Annotated in this window: 19 protein-coding genes; 10 read left to right on the forward strand and 9 right to left on the reverse strand. The window is 71.5% G+C overall.

Translation table 11 applies throughout. From position 1 onward, the window contains the following. Positions 1-235: 235 nt before the first annotated feature. Together ACFY01_RS06935 and ACFY01_RS06940 are read left to right on the forward strand one after the other, a co-directional pair. Positions 236-1,111, forward strand: a complete 876-nt coding sequence (locus tag ACFY01_RS06935) for an undecaprenyl-diphosphate phosphatase (RefSeq protein ID WP_390734589.1) — start codon at positions 236-238, stop codon at positions 1,109-1,111. Between the two features lie 110 nt (positions 1,112-1,221). Further along, on the forward strand, positions 1,222-1,401 hold the full coding sequence (locus ACFY01_RS06940) for a hypothetical protein (RefSeq protein ID WP_390734590.1): 180 nt from the start codon (positions 1,222-1,224) through the stop codon (positions 1,399-1,401). Positions 1,402-1,449: 48 nt separating this feature from the next. On the opposite strand, the gene ACFY01_RS06945 is transcribed toward ACFY01_RS06940, so the two are convergent. Then, complete coding sequence (locus ACFY01_RS06945; RefSeq protein ID WP_390734591.1) at positions 1,450-2,436, reverse strand: LLM class flavin-dependent oxidoreductase; 987 nt, start codon at positions 2,434-2,436, stop codon at positions 1,450-1,452. Between the two features lie 186 nt (positions 2,437-2,622). On the opposite strand from ACFY01_RS06945, the gene ACFY01_RS06950 reads away from it, so the two are divergent. Further along, positions 2,623-3,246: a hypothetical protein gene (locus ACFY01_RS06950; protein WP_390734592.1), complete on the forward strand. Its 624-nt coding sequence runs from the start codon at positions 2,623-2,625 to the stop codon at positions 3,244-3,246. 39 nt (positions 3,247-3,285) lie between these two features. Here the strand turns inward: ACFY01_RS06950 and ACFY01_RS06955 are convergent, their stop codons facing one another. Further along, positions 3,286-4,200, reverse strand: a complete 915-nt coding sequence (locus ACFY01_RS06955) for an NADP-dependent oxidoreductase (protein ID WP_390734593.1) — start codon at positions 4,198-4,200, stop codon at positions 3,286-3,288. Between the two features lie 70 nt (positions 4,201-4,270). Between ACFY01_RS06955 and ACFY01_RS06960 the strand changes: the two genes are divergently transcribed. The 4 genes from ACFY01_RS06960 (at position 4,271) to lnt (ending at position 7,984) form a co-directional block, all read left to right on the forward strand. Continuing rightward, the gene (locus tag ACFY01_RS06960; protein ID WP_390734594.1) at positions 4,271-4,912 is read left to right on the forward strand and encodes a TetR/AcrR family transcriptional regulator; all 642 of its coding nucleotides are present in this window, start codon (positions 4,271-4,273) and stop codon (positions 4,910-4,912) included. Between the two features lie 267 nt (positions 4,913-5,179). Next, positions 5,180-5,677: a hypothetical protein gene (locus tag ACFY01_RS06965; protein WP_390734595.1), complete on the forward strand. Its 498-nt coding sequence runs from the start codon at positions 5,180-5,182 to the stop codon at positions 5,675-5,677. Between the two features lie 134 nt (positions 5,678-5,811). Further along, positions 5,812-6,297, forward strand: a complete 486-nt coding sequence (locus ACFY01_RS06970; protein ID WP_390734596.1) for a nuclear transport factor 2 family protein — start codon at positions 5,812-5,814, stop codon at positions 6,295-6,297. A 103-nt stretch (positions 6,298-6,400) separates the two neighbouring features. Next, positions 6,401-7,984: an apolipoprotein N-acyltransferase gene (lnt, locus tag ACFY01_RS06975; RefSeq protein WP_390734597.1), complete on the forward strand. Its 1,584-nt coding sequence runs from the start codon at positions 6,401-6,403 to the stop codon at positions 7,982-7,984. 259 nt (positions 7,985-8,243) lie between these two features. Here lnt and ACFY01_RS06980 read toward each other — a convergent pair whose 3' ends face one another. Continuing rightward, positions 8,244-9,158 (reverse strand): Gfo/Idh/MocA family protein, encoded by a 915-nt coding sequence (locus ACFY01_RS06980; protein ID WP_390734598.1) that lies wholly within the window; start codon positions 9,156-9,158, stop codon positions 8,244-8,246. Further along, the gene (locus tag ACFY01_RS06985; RefSeq protein WP_390734599.1) at positions 9,155-10,363 is read right to left on the reverse strand and encodes an FAD-dependent monooxygenase; all 1,209 of its coding nucleotides are present in this window, start codon (positions 10,361-10,363) and stop codon (positions 9,155-9,157) included. The genes ACFY01_RS06980 and ACFY01_RS06985 overlap by 4 nt, the downstream gene beginning before the upstream one ends. A gap of 131 nt (positions 10,364-10,494) precedes the next feature. On the opposite strand from ACFY01_RS06985, the gene ACFY01_RS06990 reads away from it, so the two are divergent. The 3 genes from ACFY01_RS06990 (at position 10,495) to ACFY01_RS07000 (ending at position 12,250) form a co-directional block, all read left to right on the forward strand. Further along, a complete protein-coding gene (locus tag ACFY01_RS06990) occupies positions 10,495-11,085 on the forward strand; it encodes a TetR/AcrR family transcriptional regulator (RefSeq protein ID WP_390734600.1) in 591 nt (196 codons plus the stop codon). A 65-nt stretch (positions 11,086-11,150) separates the two neighbouring features. Then, entirely contained in the window at positions 11,151-11,663 is a 513-nt protein-coding gene (locus ACFY01_RS06995; protein ID WP_390734601.1) for a DinB family protein, read from the forward strand. Positions 11,664-11,776: 113 nt separating this feature from the next. Beyond that, the gene (locus tag ACFY01_RS07000; RefSeq protein WP_390734602.1) at positions 11,777-12,250 is read left to right on the forward strand and encodes a hypothetical protein; all 474 of its coding nucleotides are present in this window, start codon (positions 11,777-11,779) and stop codon (positions 12,248-12,250) included. A 22-nt stretch (positions 12,251-12,272) separates the two neighbouring features. Here the strand turns inward: ACFY01_RS07000 and ACFY01_RS07005 are convergent, their stop codons facing one another. The 5 genes from ACFY01_RS07005 to fabG all read right to left on the reverse strand — a co-directional run bounded on the left by ACFY01_RS07005 (position 12,273) and on the right by fabG (position 16,997). Further along, a complete protein-coding gene (locus tag ACFY01_RS07005; protein WP_390734603.1) occupies positions 12,273-12,794 on the reverse strand; it encodes a hypothetical protein in 522 nt (173 codons plus the stop codon). Between the two features lie 106 nt (positions 12,795-12,900). After that, positions 12,901-13,584 carry a uracil-DNA glycosylase gene (locus ACFY01_RS07010; RefSeq protein ID WP_390734604.1) on the reverse strand — a complete coding sequence of 228 codons (684 nt, stop codon included), beginning with the start codon at positions 13,582-13,584 and terminating at the stop codon, positions 12,901-12,903. Positions 13,585-13,676: 92 nt separating this feature from the next. Continuing rightward, a complete protein-coding gene (locus ACFY01_RS07015) occupies positions 13,677-15,257 on the reverse strand; it encodes an ABC transporter substrate-binding protein (protein ID WP_390734605.1) in 1,581 nt (526 codons plus the stop codon). Between the two features lie 196 nt (positions 15,258-15,453). Beyond that, complete coding sequence (locus ACFY01_RS07020) at positions 15,454-16,215, reverse strand: SDR family oxidoreductase (protein ID WP_390734606.1); 762 nt, start codon at positions 16,213-16,215, stop codon at positions 15,454-15,456. 20 nt (positions 16,216-16,235) lie between these two features. Next, entirely contained in the window at positions 16,236-16,997 is a 762-nt protein-coding gene (gene fabG, locus ACFY01_RS07025; protein ID WP_390734607.1) for a 3-oxoacyl-ACP reductase FabG, read from the reverse strand. Positions 16,998-17,036 lie beyond the last annotated feature (39 nt).

The following is a 17,036-nucleotide window of genomic DNA, read 5'->3' on the forward strand; positions in this document are numbered from 1 at the left end:
CGCTTTCCCTGTCGGCTGCAACGTATGTGGCGACATCGCGGCCGGTCAACACCCCCGGCCCCGCCCACCTGCCCAACCCCTCTGTCGGGCCCTTCACGGCGGGGCGGTACGCTGCCCCTCGCGGCACAAGATCACCGCCGGATCACCGCGGGACCACCGCAGGATCATGGTCGGACCACCGCGGGATCGCCCCCCGAACCCCTCGGCCTACTCAGCACTTGGACGCCATACCTCCATGTCTTGGTTTGAATCCCTCGTCCTCGGACTCGTCCAGGGGCTGACCGAGTTCCTCCCCGTCTCCTCCAGCGCGCACCTGCGGCTGACCGCGGCCTTCTCCGGCTGGAAGGACCCGGGCGCGGCCTTCACGGCGATCACCCAGATCGGCACGGAGGCCGCGGTGCTGATCTACTTCCGCAAGGACATCGGGCGGATCGTCTCGGCCTGGTTCCGGTCACTGGCCGACAAGGAGATGCGGCGGGACCACGACGCCCAGATGGGCTGGCTGGTGATCGTCGGCTCGATACCCATCGGGGTCCTGGGCGTGACGCTCAAGGACCAGATCGAGGGGCCCTTCCGCGATCTGCGGGTCACCGCGACCATGCTGATCGTCATCGGCGTGATCATCGGCATCGCCGACCGCCTGGCGGCGCGTGACGAGAAGGGCGGGCGGCACCGGGCGCCCAAGCAGCGCAAGACCCTCACCGACCTCAGCGTCAAGGACGGCCTGGTCTACGGCCTCTGCCAGGCCTGCGCCCTCGTCCCCGGCGTCTCCCGCTCCGGCGCCACGATCAGCGGCGGCCTGTTCATGGGCTACAAGCGCGAGGCCGCCGCCCGCTACTCCTTCCTGCTCGCCGTCCCGGCGGTGCTCGCCTCCGGGGCGTTCGAGGTGAAGGACGCGGTGGGCAGCGGGCATGTGGCGTGGGGGCCGACGCTGTTCGCCACGGTGATCGCCTTCGCGTCCGGGTACGCGGTGATCGCCTGGTTCATGAAGTTCATCTCGTCGAAGAGCTTCATGCCGTTCGTCTGGTACCGCGTCGCCCTCGGCATCGTCATCATCGCCCTGGTCACGGCGGGCGCGCTGAGCCCGCACGCGGCCGAGTCGGCGAGCTGAGAACCCCCGCGCCCCGGCCGGCCCCGATCGGCCGGGCCGTGACCAAGCCCATACGGTCTGCGTAGCGGTGCGGTAGCGCAGTGTCAGTGCTTGCCCCTAGGCTTGTCCGCGTGTCCCCGGATTCCATGACCCCTGGTTCCGTGCGGTCTGCTGCCGAGGTGAACGAGCAGATCCGCGCTCTGTGGCTGCGTGCGGGCGGGTCCCTCTCGGTCCAGGAGCGGACGGAGTACGAGCTGCTGGTGATCGAGTGGGCCGAGGCGATCCGGGACGGGATCATCGAGGCGGCCTGACGGCCCTCGCCTCGGCGAACCCCGCCCGTCCCGCTCCGCAGGGCATCCTCACGACGCCGTCGGCATCACGACGTGCTGTCTGACGAGTTCGTACGACCTCAACCGGTCGGCCAAGGCGTAGACGGGCGTCACGAGCATGAGTTCGTCCGCACCGGTCACGTCCACCAGATCCGTCAGCCGCTTCGCGACGGCCTCGGGTGAGCCGTGCGCCTGCTGGGCGCAGAAGTCCCTTAGTGTCCGCGCCTCTTCCGGGGCGAACGAGTGAGCGGCCGCCTCGTCGGGCGTGGGGAAGGGGAGGTCGCCCCGTCCCTTGAGGAGTCCGGCCTTGATGACGTTCATGGGGCCGGCGAGCCGGGCGGCCTCCTCGTCCGTGTCGGCGCACACCGTTTCCACGCAGATGAGCACGCGCGGGCGCGCGCACCAGCGGGAGGGGGAGAAGTGCTCGCGGTAGTGGGCGAGCGCGGGCAGGGTGTTGTCCGGACGGATGTGGTGGGCGAAGGCGATCGGCAGTCCCAGTTCCGCGGCGAGCGCCGCACCGGCCGTGCTGGAGGCCAGCAGCCATGGCTCCGGGAGCGGGCCGAGCGCGACCTCGTCCACGAGGAGACGCAGAGTCGCCGCCACGTCCTCGCGGTACTCGTCGTCCGTCGCCGGACCGGCCCCACGGCGCAGGGCTCGCGCGGTGGTCTCGTCGAAGGTGCCCGGCCCACGGCCGATACCGAGGTCTATCCGGCCCCCGTGCAGCGCGGCCAGCGTGCCGAACTGCTCCGCCAGCATGATCGGGGCATGGTTCGGGGCGAGCACGCCCCCGGAGCCGAGCCGGATGGACGACGTCAGCGCGGCCGCGTGAGCGGTCAGGACGACGGGCGGGAACGCTCCGATGGCCGGCGAATGATGATGCTCGGCGTACCAGAGCCGCTGGTACCCGAGGTCCTCGAGGCGTCGGACGAACTCGGTGGTGTCTCGTAACGTGTCTGCGGCCCGGGCTCCCGCCTGGACCATGGCCACTTCGAGCGCGCTGAGCGGAACGCTGATCATCCGGTCAGTATAGGAACGTCCATCAGCTCCAACGCCCCCTGCCGGCAAGGCGATTCGGCCACATCCGCCTCCCGCCCGACAGGCCCGCCATCGAAGGTGCCCCACCAGGACGTGGCGGCTCGCGCGGGAGGCGTGCGGATCGGGGACTCCGCGAGTGTCCGCCCGGCGGTGTTACCGTGCCGCGTCGTGAGTACGGACATCCATGGCGGCATCGAGTTTCGTCACCCCGGCGTCGACACCGACCACTACGACGGCGAACCGTGGGTGGCCGCGATGGACCTTTGGCCCCTGTACGACCAGACCGACTACGCGGCCTTCGGCTGTCTCTTCGGAGTGCGCAACTACTCGGGCTTTCAGCCGCTCGCACCGGACCGCGGCCTGCCCGTCGATCTGTCGAGCGGGGTGCGCTCGCAGCTGGGGCCTGGTGTCGCGGCCGGCGACCTGCGCGGCGCGAGCTGGGTCAGCTGGGCGGAACTCGCCTCGCTCGATCTCGCGACCGCACCTGACCAGTTCGTCGGCCGGCTGACCTGGCGCACGAAATCTCCGCCATCGACGCTGCATCAACAGCTCGTGTCCGATCCGTGGCCGTCGCAGGCCCTGTCCGCGGTAGGCGAGCCGCCCGCGGACCTGCGCAGCGCGACCAGAGGTGTGGAGTGGTCCACCGACGAAGTGACGTGCGTGTACGAGCCGTTGACCGTCGGCGCCGTCCTGGGTCCTGAAACGCACTGGCCGCATGTCTTCGCCGTGATGAAGGCGCTGGCAGGCCGCTTCGGTGATGACGGCGTCCGCCTGGTCGTGGCGTTCGGCTGACCGCGCAGGGCAACGACGTGCGGACGCATCAAGCCGCCCTCACGACCCCGGGGGCAGGCTTCGGACGACCACGACCCGGCGCCCGCGCGTGTGGCCGGCACGGCTGTCGGTGTGCGCCGCCGCGGCCTCGGCGAGTGTGTACGACTTCTCGACCGGAATGCGGAGTCGCCCGCGCGAGATGAGGCCGACGGCCTCGGCGAGCGCTTCCGGCATGCTCCCGGCCACACCGGAGAAGCGGACACCGTGCTCCGGCGCACCGAGATCGGCAATGGAGACCACGTTTCGCGGATCCCCGGTCAGCTCGACGAGCTCGCGGATCACGCCCGAGCCGGCCAGATCGAGAGCCGCGTCGACATGGCCGAGGTGCCGCACCCGCTCGACCCAGCCCTCGCCGTACGTCGTGGCGACGGCACCCAGGCTACGCAGATAGTCCTGGTTCTCGGCCCCAGCCGTGCCGATCACCGTGATACCGCGGTCGCGGGCGATCTGAAGCACCGCGGATCCGACTCCCCCGGACGCACCGCTGACCAGCAGCGTCTGCCCGGACCGCACACCGACCTGGCGGATGATGCGCAGCGCGGTCTCCACCACGGAGGGGTACCCGGCCGCCTCTTCGAACGTCAGACCCTCGGGCATACGGGCCCAGGCCGACAGCACGGCGAACTCGGCATAGGTGCTCGAACCTTCACCGAACACGCGGTCGCCGACCTCCACCCCTTCGACGCCCTCGCCGACTTCGTCCACCACCCCTGCGGCGTCCTGCCCGACTCCGGCAGGCAGCTCGATCGGATGGACCTCTTGGAACTGGCCTTCACGGATCCTCCAGTCGACGGGGTTGACGCCCGCCGCCCGCACGGCGACGCGTACCTGACCGGGACCCGCGTGGGGCTCCTCGGTGTCCACCAGCCGAAGCACGTCCGGACCGCCGAACTCGGCGAAGCTCACTTTCTTCATACGGTGGACCGTAACACTAACGGTTAGCTTTTAAAAACAGTTCCACCTTTGTATCTGGTAGCGTTAGGGCATGACCGTGCCGTCGGGGCGCCGCGAGCGCAAGAAGGCCGCGACCCGCCAGAAGATCGCTGACACCGCCCTGCGGCTCTTCCTGGAGCGCGGGTACGACGCGGTGGGCATCCGGGACGTGGCCGCTGAGGCCGACGTGGCCGTCACCACGCTCTTCTCCCACTTCGCCTCGAAAGAGGCCCTGGTGTTCGAGCGGGACGAGGACTTCGAGCAACGCCTCACGCAGGCGGTCACCGGCCGGGCGCCGCACGAACCGCTCATCCCCGCGCTGCGGCACGAGATCCAGGCCCTGGTACGCCATTGCACGGCGGACAGCGCCGCCCCCGTCTGGCGCATGATCGACGAGTCACCCGCCCTGCGGAAGTACGAGGAGTCGATGAGGCTGCGCCACGCCGAGTCGCTGGCCACGGCCATCGCTGCCGATCTCGGCCCGTCACAGGCCACGACGGCCTGCCGGGCGATCGCGAGATTCGTGATCGACGCCTATTCGCTGGCCCGTGATGCGGCCGATCCGGAGGCCGCGGTGGACGAGATCTTCCCGATGATCGAGGCGGCCTGGGAGGTCGCCTGTCCTTCTGGACGCGGGCGAGGAACCGTCCCTTCAGACAGGGCTGGGGCCGGTCGGGCTGTCACGACTCCATGAGGCTTGGCCCCGGGCCGGGCCGATGAGCCGTCCCTGGGCCTTTCACGCTTGCCGCCGGAACTCGCACGTCGCGACCGGACGCGTGGAGTGGACCACCGACTGATCCACGTCGCCCGCCACCGAGTCGGCGACTCCGCCTCGCGCCGCCCTTCCAACGCCGACCTCCGTCACGTCTCCGCGCTGCCCCCGGTACGGTCGTCCGTCCCGCGGGTCCACAGGGAGAGGCCCCGCGCCGGTACTGTCGCTACCGGCTGGGACACTGCCGTCATGGACACCACAGCCGAGCAGATAAGCGCCCGGACGGCGGCCGCGTGGACCGTCGCGCTCGCGGTCCTCGGAGGATTCACCGGCTACGCATGGGACGGGCCCTTCCTCGCCGTCGCCTGCGCCCTTTCCCTGGGAGGCGGTGGCGCGCTGGGCACGATCCTGTCCCGCCGTCGCATGATCGCAACCATTCGGGAAGGCCAGGGCAGGGCCGCCGCGCTCGGATACGCCGACGGAGTCGCGGACATGATGGTGCTCGGGATATCGGCATACAGGGCCGCCGTCTTTCCGCTGTCCGGACCCGACGCGGTGGACGCCGCAGAGCGCATGGCGCGCCGCAAGGCCGCCTACCGCCTCACGGCCGCCGACGGGCTTCCCCATCGGATCCGTGAGGCCGCGGCGGCCGCTCTCGCGGCGATCGATGACGGGCGTGACGGTGAGACCCGGTCAGCCATGGAGGAACTCATGAAGGCCGTCCAGGAGCAGCGCCGCGGGGCGTGACCGCGGCAGGAGCGGACCGGAGATCCGCATCAGCCGTGGTCAGTCGTCCGCGGAGCGCTCACGGCCACCGAAGAACATCCCCGTGTCCCCGCACGCCTCTTGGCTCCTTCGGCCCGTTGCCCAACACTGTGCCGATGACGCAGCGTGTGGAGCTCGCGACCGTGATGGACCGGCTGGCCGTGGACGGGCTGGTGACCGACTACGCGGTGGCCGTGGACGACGGTGACTGGACGGCCTACCGCGGGCTGTTCACGGCGGACGGGCGGGCGGACTACCGCAGCGCCGGCGGCATCGAGGGGGACGCGGGGCAGATCGCCGGGTGGCTCGCGGAGAATCTGGGACTGTTCGCCATGCGGCAGCACCTGATCGTCAACCGGCGGGTGCGGTTCGGCGTTCTGGAGCAGGACACCGGGGACACCGCCCGGGTGCAGGCCGACTACGTCAATCCGATGCGGTTCGCGGGCGGCGCCGGCGGGTCCACCGTGCCGGATCTCGTGTGCGGCGGGCGCTACACCTTCGCCCTGCTGCGCACGGCCGACGGCTGGCGCCTGCGCGAGGTCGTCGTCCAGGAGAAGTGGCGCCGCCTCCCCGACCCGCGGCCGGCCCCGGCGGCGGGCTGAGTCCAGGTCTCCTGTCCGAGATCCCGTTTCGGCGCGCACACTGGAGCCACCCGCCGGTAATCGGTGTGCACATGCTGCCGTCCACTGGGTAGGTAGGCGATCTATGAACATGTTCGACCGCTGGCTCGCCTCCTCGTGGCGGCGCTCCGTCGCCGCCGCGCTCGTGGGTGCCCTGCCCGTGTTCGCGTTCCCCGCGCCCTCGCTGTGGTGGTTCGCGTTCGTCGCGCTGGTCCCGTGGCTTCTGATCGCGCGCACGGCGCCTACCGGGCGGCGGGCGGCGTACGACGGCTGGTGCGGCGGGTTCGGGTTCATGGTGGCGGTGCACCACTGGCTGCTGCCGAGCCTGAACGTGTTCATCTTCCTGCTGGCCGCCCTGCTGGGTGCCCTCTGGGTGCCGTGGGGCTGGCTGACGCGCCGGTTCCTCGGTGACCGGCCGGCGGATGGCGGGCCCGGGCCCGGCCGGGGTCTGGCCGCGGTGCTGGTGCTGCCGTCGGCCTGGCTGGGGGTGGAGCTGGTGCGTTCCTGGCAGGGGCTGGGCGGGCCATGGGGCATGCTCGGCGCCACGCAGTGGCAGGTGGCCCCGGCGCTGCGGCTCGCCTCAGTGGGCGGGGTGTGGCTGCTGAGCTTCCTCGTGGTGGCCGTGAACGTCGCGATCGCCCAGCTGGTGGCGGTGCGCGAGTCCCGGGTGCCCGCGGTGGCCTCGCTGGTGGCCGCGGCCGCCGCGACCTCGGCGGCCTGGGTGTGGTCGCCACGGCCCCATGTGGACGGCGGGGTGCGCGTCGCGGTCGTCCAGCCCGGCGTGATCAAGGGGCCGACTGCACGCTTCGACCGTGAGGAGGCGCTCACCCGGCGGCTCGCCGGGCAACACGTCGACCTGGTCGTATGGGGCGAGAGCAGCGTCGGCTACGACCTCGACGACCGCCCCGACCTGGCCCGCCGGCTGGCCGCCCTGTCCCGCGCGACCGGCGCCGACGTACTGGTCAACGTGGACGCCCGCCGCTCCGACCAGCCCGGCATCTACAAGAGCTCGATCCTGATCGGCCCGGACGGCCCGACCGGCGAGCGGTACGACAAGATGCGGCTCGTGCCCTTCGGCGAGTACATACCCGCGCGCTCGCTGCTCGGCTGGGCCACCTCGGTGGGCAGGGCGGCGGGCGAGAACCGGCACCGCGGCACCCGGCAGGTCGTGATGGACGTCGGTCACGGGCTGCGCGTCGGTCCGCTGGTGTGCTTCGAGACCGCGTTCCCCGACATGAGCCGCCATCTCGCCGAGGACGGCGCGGACCTCCTGCTCGGCCAGTCCTCGACGTCGTCGTTCCAGGGCAGCTGGGCACCCGCCCAGCACGCCTCGCTGGCCGCACTGCGCGCCGCCGAGACCGGCCGTCCCATGGTGCACGCGACGCTGACCGGCGTCTCCGCCGTCTACGGGCCCGCCGGGCAGCGCGTCGGCCCCTGGCTCGGCACGGACGCGAGCACCACCCGGGTGTACGAGGTGCCCCTCGCCCACGGCATCACCCCGTACGTCCGCTACGGCGACTGGCCGGTCCACGGCGCCCTGCTCGTGCTCGCCACCCTGGCCGTCACCGAAGGCCTGCGCGCCCTCAGGCAGCGCCGGAGGACCCCGCCGCAACCGCGTGTGCAACCCGCCCGCACAGCCCGCGAGTCGCCCGTGCCTCCCGGGCGCTGACCACCTGCCCCACACGCCCCCTACCGCGACCGGGCCATGCACTGCACGCACACCACGCCGCGCGCCAGCAACGACCCGCGATCCCTCAAACCGCCCCCGACGCCCCCTCCAGAACCGCGCTCACCACCCGCCCACACCACTCGCAAGTCGCCCGTGCCCCCAGGCGCTGAGCACCCGGCCCACGCATCCGCCACCGCGATCACGACCGGGCATTCACTGCCGCACGCCATCCCGCGCGCGAGCAACGATCCGCGGCCCCTCAGACCGCTCCCGACGCCCCCTCCAGGACCGCGCGTACCACCCGCTCGCACAGCTCGTGAGTCGCCAGTGCGTCCCGGGCGCTGAGCGGCTGGCCCGCGCGCACGGCGTCGAGGAACGCCAGTACCGCCTGTTCGATGCCGCGCTGCCGGGCGACCGGCACCCAGTCGCCGCGCCGCCGCAAGGTCGGCTGGCCCTTGTGGTCGATTATCTCGGCGAGGTTGATCACCTGGCGCTTGGTGTCCTGGCCGGAGACTTCGAGGATCTCCTCCGCCGAGCCGCTGAGCCGGTTCATCACGCCGAGCGCGGTGAAGCCGTCCCCGGCGAGCTGCAACACCACGTGGTACAGCAGGCCGCCCTCCGTGCGGGCGCGCACGGTCACGTCGTCGACCGGGCCCGGGACCAGGAACCGCAGGGTGTCGACGACGTGGATGAAGTCGTCGAGGATCATCGCGCGCGGTTCCTCCGGCAGCCCGACCCGGTTCTTCTGCATGATGATCAGCTCGCGCGGATGGTCGGCACACTGTGCGTACCCGGGGGCGTACCGCCGGTTGAAGCCGACGGCGAGCGGGACGCCGCGCCGCTCGGCGAGCGCCACCAGCCGCTCGGAGTCGGCGAGTTCGTAGGCCAGCGGCTTGTCGACGTACGTCGGTACGCCCGCCTCGAGCAGCCGGGTGACGATCTCGGGGTGCGCAACGGTGGGCGCGTGCACGAAGGCGGCGTCGAGGTCCTGGGTGAGCAGGGCGTCCAGGGTGGGGTGCCGCCGGCCGGCCGGGAGGTGGAGGCCGTCGGCGACCCGGGCGAGCGTCGCGGGCGTGCGGGTGTGCAGGTGCAGGTCGATTCCCGGCTGCGTGGCCAGCACCGGCAGGTAGGCCTTCTGCGCGATGTCGCCGAGTCCGATGCAGCCGACCTTCACGTGCGCTCCCTGTCGTGGTTGCCCGCCGGTGTGCTGCCGGAAGCAGCCGGTGTCCTGCCGGAAGCATACGGGGGCCGCCAGTCGGCGATGCCGTCGAAGCTGCGCAGCAACAGCGCCGGTGCGGCCTTCGAGAGCACCGCGATCGCGGTGTCGCGTACGGCGACGGTCACGCGGCCGTCGGCCATGCTCAGCCGGGCGGCCCTGACGGCCTGCCGGGCGATGGCGGTCGTGCGGGGCAGCCGGGCCGCCGTGTAGGCGGGGAGGTCGCGGGCGTGGCACGCGAGGACCACGGCGTCCTCGATGGCCTGGTTGCCGCCCTGTCCGAGGGTCGGGGGCATGGCGTGCGCGGCGTCGCCGAGGAGGGCGGTCCGGCCGTGGTGGAAGGCGGGCAGTGACTCGGCGAGGTGGTGGACGTCGTGGCGCAGCACGTCCTTGGGGCGGGCGGCGGCGAGGACGGCCGGGATCGGGTCGTGCCAGTCGCCGAACCGGCGCAGAAGCTCGGCCCGTTCGTCGTCCGGGGCGCGCACCCCGGCGGGGGCCGTCGCGGCGGCGTACGCGTACACCCGGCCGTCCTTGAGCGGATGCGTGCCCCACAGCCGGCCCCGGCCCCAGGTCTCGTGCGAGGCGAAGCGGGCTCCGGGTACCGGGAGCACGAGCCGCCAGGTGGTGAACCCGGCGTACACGGCCCCCGGCCGGCCGGGGAACAGCAGGCTCCGCGCGCGGGAGTGGACGCCGTCGGCGGCCACCACGAGGTCGGCCTCCAGCTCGTCGTCGGCGGTGGTCACACGGGCGGGCCGGTCGCGGTCGCCGGGGTCGGCGAGGACCGCCGCGGCGGCGGTGCGGACGGTGCCCGGCGGGAGCAGCGCGGCGAGGCTGCTGACCAGGGTGGCCCGGTGCAGCAGGACCAGGGGACCGCCGAAGCGGGCGGCGGCGGCCTCGGCGTCGGAGCGGGAGAGCCAGCGGCCGCGCGGTGCCCGCAGTCCTCCGTCGCCCTGCCAGGCGGCCAGGTCGCGGATCTCCTCGCCGATGCCGAGGACGTCCAGGGCGCGCAGGGCGTTCGGGGCCAGCGAGATGGCCGCGCCGACCGGCTCCAGGGAGCCGGCCCGCTCCACCACGGTGACCTGCCATCCGTCCCGGTGCAGGGCCGCCGCGGCGGTCAGGCCCCCGATGCCGCCCCCGATGACGACGGCACGCGACTGTGCCATGGCTCCTCCTCCGGCGCGGCGCACCGCGCACTACAGGCGTAGTGAAGCAGTACCTCGACCGTACTACAGGTGTAGTCAGGGCGGTAGGGCTGACTGACTACAGACGTAGTCCGGACGGTAGGTTGACCGGCATGTCCGTACACCCCGCGGGCGCCTCCCGCGCCGACCTCGTCGCCGACACCGCCCTCGCCCTGCTCGCCTCACGCGGTATGCGCGGGCTGACGCACCGGGCGGTCGACGAGGCCGCGGAGCTGCCACAGGGTTCCACGTCCAACGTGGCCCGCACCCGGCAGGCGCTGCTGGAGCTGGCGGTGCGCAGGCACGCCGAGCGGGAGGCGCGGGTGCTGGCCCTGGACGAGATGCCGGACCCGCGCGCCGGGCTCGACGCGCTGGCGGACGCCCTGGCCCTGGCCACACACCGCTCGATCACCCGCAACCGCGACCTGCTCGTCGCCCGTTACGAACTGGCTCTGGAGGCGACCCGCCGGCCCGAACTGCGCGCCTTCTACGACGCGACGGGCGCCGTCTTCCGCGACCAGCTCTCCGCCATGCTCACCGCGGCCGGCTCGACGGACCCCGCCCGGCACGTGCTGTCGCTGGCCGGCTGGGCGGACGGGCTGATGTTCTCGTGCGTGGCCGGGTCGTTCAACGCGCAGGCGCCGAGCCTGGCGGAGGTGCGGGCGGGGGTGCGGGAGCTGCTGCGCGGGATGCTCGGGCGCTGACCGGGGCACTGGGCGGACGCGGAAAACGCCTGGAAGGGCCGGGCGCGTTGGGCGAGGATGCGGCTATGACGACCAAGCGGGAAGAGCCTGCCCAGAACGCCGACGAACGCACCATGCTGGAGGGCTGGCTGGACTACCACCGCCAGACGCTGGCCTGGAAGTGCGAGGGCCTGACCGACGAACAGTTGCGCACGGCGTCCGTGCCGCCGTCCGAGCTGTCGCTGATGGGGTTGGTGCGGCACATGGCGGAGGTGGAGCGGGGCTGGTTCCGCAAGGTGCTGGCCGGCGAGGATCCCGGGCCGATCTACTACAGCGACCAGGACCCGGACGGCGAGTTCCACCTCACCGAGGCGGACACCTGGCAGGAGGCGTACGGCACCTGGCAGGCCGAGATCGAGACCGCTCGACGGAACGCGGCCGGGGTCGGTCTCGACGACCTCTCCGTGGGCACCGGCAGGTCCACCGGGGAGCCGTTCAACCTCCGCTGGATCTACACCCACATGATCGAGGAGTACGCCCGCCACAACGGCCACGCCGACCTGGTCCGCGAGCGACTGGACGGCGCCACCGGCGACTGACGTCACCCCCGGCGCGCCCGCACCCCCCGTACGGGGTACGAGATCACCCGTGCGGGGCACCATCCGCCCCAGTGCCGTTTCCAACCCGGCCGGTACCCACCAGAGTTGCCCGGGTGCATCGAACGACGACCACCGCAGCGCTCCTGGCCACCGTGGCCGTCTCGGCCCTCTCCGGCTGTGTGACGGTCCAGCGCCCGCCGGCGCCCGGCCCGCCGCCGGGTACGGCACCGCCACAGACCTCGGTCGCCCGGCCGGACGGCAGCGCCCGGCCGCGGGTCGTGCAGGCGCCGGCCCGGGAGGCACTGGAGATGGTCGGCCCGTCCCGCCGGCCCGGCCACCCGGCGACGCCCGCACCGCGCCGTCCGGCGGCCCCTGCGGTGCCCCGGCAGCCGCCGCCCCAGGTCACGCCCCCCAGGCCGCCTCACAAGCCACCCGAGCAGCCGCGCGTGAAGATCCCGAGCACGTCGCAGTCCGTACCGAAGTCCGTGCCGAAGAACCCGGACGTGTGCGCCCTCGGCAAGCAGTACGGCGGCTGGCGCCCGGACAGCCCGCAGGCGGTCATCTGCGACCAGGCCTACGGGCACTGATCCCGGCAGGGGCCGGGCGGAGCTACGTCGGCCGCTGTCTCGGCGGGCCCCAGGACTCCCCTCCGGAGGGGCCCTCCCCCAGCCGCAGCTCCAGCCGGCTGATCGCCGCCCGCACCCCGTCCCCGTAGCCGTCCTCGCCGAGCGCGTCGGCCGCCCCTCGGGCACGTCGCAGATGGGTCCGGGCGGCCTCGGAGTGGCCCAGTTTCACATAGTCGGCGGCGAGGTTCAGGTGCAGGCTGGGGTAGAAGGCACGCACCGCGGCCGGACTCTCGTCCCCGGCCTCGTGCTCCTGGGCCAGTTCCTCCGCCGCCGACAACGCCCGCAGGTCCCAGGCGAGTTCGTCGGAGGGGTCGTCCTGGGTGTCGGCCAGGTAGTGGGCCAGCGTGCAGCGGTGCAGCGGGTCCCCGTCCTCCGCCAGCTCCGCCCACAGATCCAGGAACCGGTGCCGGGCCTCCTCGCGGTCCCCGCCGTGATGCAGCATCACGACCTGCCCGATCCGCGTCAGCACGGCGTCCGGCGCCGCCTGCTCCTGTCGCTCCGCCACCGCGTCCTCCGGGCACACGTAGGGGCCTGTACCGGACGACGCTAACCGTCGGCACCGGCAAACCCGGTCAGGCGGCCCCGTACGACACGGGACCGCCCGGCCGCGGTCAGCCGAGGTTCGGGATGCTCCAGTCGATCGGGGCGTGGCCCTGGGCGGCGACGGCCTCGTTGATCTGCGTGAACGGACGGGAACCGAAGAACTTCTTGGCCGACAGCGGCGAGGGGTGCGCGCCCTTCACCACGGCGTGCCGCTCGGCGTCGATCAGCGGCAGCTTCTTCTGCGCGTAGTTGCCCCACAGCACGAAGACCGCCGGGTCGGGCCGGCCGGCCACCGCGCGGATCACCGCGTCCGTGAACCGCTCCCAGCCCCGCCCCTTGTGCGAGTTGGCCTCGCCGCCGCGGACGGTGAGCACCGCGTTCAGCAGCAGGACGCCCTGCTGGGCCCACGGCATCAGATAGCCGTTGTCCGGGACCGGCGTGCCCAGCTCCTCGTGCATCTCCTTGTAGATGTTGCGCAGGGACGGCGGGATCCGCACGCCGGGCCGGACCGAGAAGCACAGGCCGTGGCCCTGGCCCTCGCCGTGGTAGGGGTCCTGACCGAGGATCAGGACCTTCACCTTCTCGTACGGCGTGGCGTCCAGCGCGGCGAAGACCTCCTCGCGCGGCGGATGAACGGGACCCTTCGACCGCTCCTCCTCGACGAACTCGGTCAGCTCCTTGAAGTAGGGCTGCTGAAGCTCGTCGCCCAGAATCCCGCGCCAGGACTCGGGCAGCATGGCGATGTCGGTCACGTCAACGTCCTCACGATGTGCGGTCACTTCCAGGTCTCAGAACCTACAGGCGACCACTGACAACGGTGCCCCGTCCTCGGAGAACGCCTCCGCTACCAGCTGGTCTTCCGGAACAGCTCCCACATCATCATGATCGTGGACGGGTCGACCGAGCGCTCGGCGCCGGAGATGTCGTCGCTCACGGCCAGGTACTGCTTGCCCTGCCACAGCGGCAGCAGCCGCACGTCGTTCGCCAGGATCGTCTGGGCCTCCTGGAACTCCTTCACCACACGGCCACGGTCGGCCTCCCGACGGGAGCGGGGCAGCAGGTCGTCAGTGATCTTGGGTGCCGAGTAGGGCGTGCCGACGGCGTTCTGGTTGCCGACGAACGGCGCGATGAAGTTGTCGGCGTCGGGGAAGTCGGGGGACCACCCGCGCCCGAACACCGGGTACTGGCCCTTCCGGTAGCCCTCCACATAGGTGTTCCAGGGGGCACCGTGCAGGGTGACGGTGAACAGGCCGGAGGCCTCCAGCTGGCTCTTGATCTCCTGGAACTCCTTAGCCGTCGCCGAGCCGTAGCGGTCGGTGGTGTACCAGAGCGTGAGAGGCACCTTCTGGGTGATGCCCGCGTCTGTGAGGATCTTGCGGGCCTTGGTGACGCTGGGGTCCCCGAAGTCGTCGAAGAAGACGGAGGAGTGCCCGGTCAGGCCGGCGGGGACCATGGAGTAGAGCGGTTGGACGGTGTCCTTGTAGACCTGGTGGACGATCTCGCTGCGGTTGATGAGCTGGGCGATGGCTTTCCGCACGGGAGTCTTGCGGGCCCACGGGTCCTTGGGGTTGAACACCAGGTACTCGATCTCGTTGCTCGATCCGTCGAGGAGATCGATGTCCTTGCTGCCCTGGCTCTGGAAGGAGATGATGTCGTCGGCGGCGAGGCCGCGGAAGATGACGTCGATCTTCTTGTCACGCAGGTCACTGGCCAGCAGCCGAGAATCCTGGTAGTAGCGGATGGTCACCGCGTCGTTCTCGCGCTTCGCGAAGCCCTTGTAGCTCTTGTTCGCGACGAGCACGGCCTCCTTGCCCTGCTGGTAGGACTTCAGGTCGTACGGCCCGGACCCGACCACCTGGCCGTCCTTGCGCAGCGCGTCCTTGGAGTACTCCGCGGGGTCCACGATCGACATGCCGGGCGTGGCCAGCACGAACGGGAACGTGGCGTCGGGCTTGTTCAGGTGGAAGACGACCTCGCGGTCGCCCACCGCCTGGACCCGGTCGAGGCCGGCCAGCAGCCCGGCGGGGCCGGTGCTGACGTTGATCTTCTTGATCCGGTCGAACGAGTACTTGACGGCCTGAGCATCCAGTTTGTGCCCGTTGGAGAACGTCAGGTCCGGGCGGAGCTTGCAGGTGTAGACGGTGTTGGACGCCGAGAACCGGCAGCTCTCGGCCGCGTCGGGCTGCGGAGTGGTCGCGCCGACAGGGTAGTTGAGCAGGGTCTGGTAGATGTTGCGGAAGAGTTCCCAGGACTGGTCCCAGGAGGCGGCCGGATCCAGGGTGCTGGGCGCGCTCGTGGTGCCCACCACGATCGGCCCGCCGCTGTCCTGGCCACCGTCGGAGAGGATTCCGCAGCCGGCCACCAGGGATATGGACAGGACCGCAGCCACCTTCTGCAGGCCTCGGTTCCGCTTGAACACGCGCACGCTCCTCGATCTGCCATACCAAGGGTCGGCAGACCATACCGCAGCGTCACGCCCCCTGAACCACCCTGTGACCAGGCTCCTTGATCCACTGTGCTATGACGACGTTGTCATCGCCATTGTCCGGAGCCCGTGCGACGCGAGAACGGGCGCCGCTCCCCCTGGGGAACGGCGCCCGGAGCGCATGAGGCGGTCGCCGTCAGGCCACGCCGGCGTTCAGGAAGATGCCGCCGTCGACCACGAGCGTCTGCCCGGTGATCCAGTCGGACTGCGCCGAGGTCAGGAAGGCGGCGGCGCCGCCGATGTCGGAGGGCACACCGAGCCGGGCGAGCGGGTAGGCGGCGGCCGCCTCCTCCTCCCGGCCCTCGTACAGTGCCTGCGCGAACTTGGTCTTCACGACGGCCGGGGCGATGGCGTTGACCCGCACCTTGGGCGCGAACTCGTGCGCCAGCTGCTGGGTCAGGTTGATCATCGCGGCCTTGCTGACGCCGTAGGCGCCGATGAACGGCGAGGGCGCGAGGCCCGCGACCGAGGCGATGTTGACGATCGCGCCGCCGTTGTCCTTCTGCCAGGCGTGCCAGGTCTTCTGCGCGAAGCCGAGCGCCGAGATCACGTTGGTCTCGAACACCTTGCGCGCGACATCCAGGTCGAGGTCGGCGATCGGCCCGAACACCGGGTTCGTACCGGCGTTGTTGACCAGGAAGTCGACGCGGCCGAAGGCCTCCATCGTGCGCTCGACGGCCTCGGCCTGGTGGGCGAGGTCGTGCGCCTTGCCGGCGACGCCGATGACCCGTTCGGCGCCGAGCTGATCGACGGCCTCCTTCAGGGCATCCTCGTTGCGGCCGGTGATGCACACCCGGTCGCCGCGCGCGACCAGCGCCTCGGCGACGCCGTACCCGATGCCGCGGCTGGCGCCCGTGACGAGGGCGACCCGGCCGGAGAGTTCAGGAAGTTCAGTCATGTCCGTGGTCCCCAGTGTTCCTAGTTCAGCGGTCCGCCGGCGACGTACAGGACCTGGCCGGAGACAAAGCCGGCGGCCTCACCCGTGAAGAACGCGATGGCGTTGGCGATGTCCTCGGGCTCGCCCACGCGCTGCACCGGGATCTGGGTGGCGGCGGCGGCCTTGAACTCCTCGAAGCCCATCTTGACGCGCTCGGCCGTGGCCTTGGTCATCTCGGTGGCGATGAAGCCGGGGGCGACGGCGTTGGCGGTGATGCCGAACTTGCCCAGCTCGATGGCGAGGGTCTTGGTGAAGCCTTGGAGACCCGCCTTGGCGGCGGAGTAGTTGGCCTGGCCGCGGTTGCCGAGCGCGGAGGAGGAGGACAGGTTGACGACGCGGCCGAAGCCCGCGTCCACCATGTGCTTCTGGACGGCCTTGGTCATCAGGAAGGAGCCGCGCAGGTGCACGTTCAGGACGGTGTCCCAGTCCGAGGCGGTCATCTTGAACAGCAGGTTGTCACGGAGCACACCCGCGTTGTTGACCAGGATCGTCGGGGCGCCCAGTTCCTCGACGACGCGCGCGATGGCGGCCTCGACCTGCGCCTCGTCGGAGACGTCGGCGCCGACCGCGATGGCCTTGCCGCCGGCCGCGGTGATCTTCTCCACGGTGTCCTTGCAGGCGGCCTCGTCGAGGTCGATCACGGCGACCGCGCGGCCCTCGGCGGCCAGTCGTACGGCGGTGGCGGCGCCGATGCCGCGCGCGGCGCCGGTGACTACGGCGACCCGCTGCTCAGTGGTGGACATTGCTGTTTCTCCTCGCCCTAGAGAAGGTACGCCCGATGG

Origin of the sequence: Streptomyces sp. NPDC001480, from assembly GCF_042894725.1 — a bacterium.
In the GTDB taxonomy this organism is placed as follows: domain Bacteria; phylum Actinomycetota; class Actinomycetes; order Streptomycetales; family Streptomycetaceae; genus Streptomyces.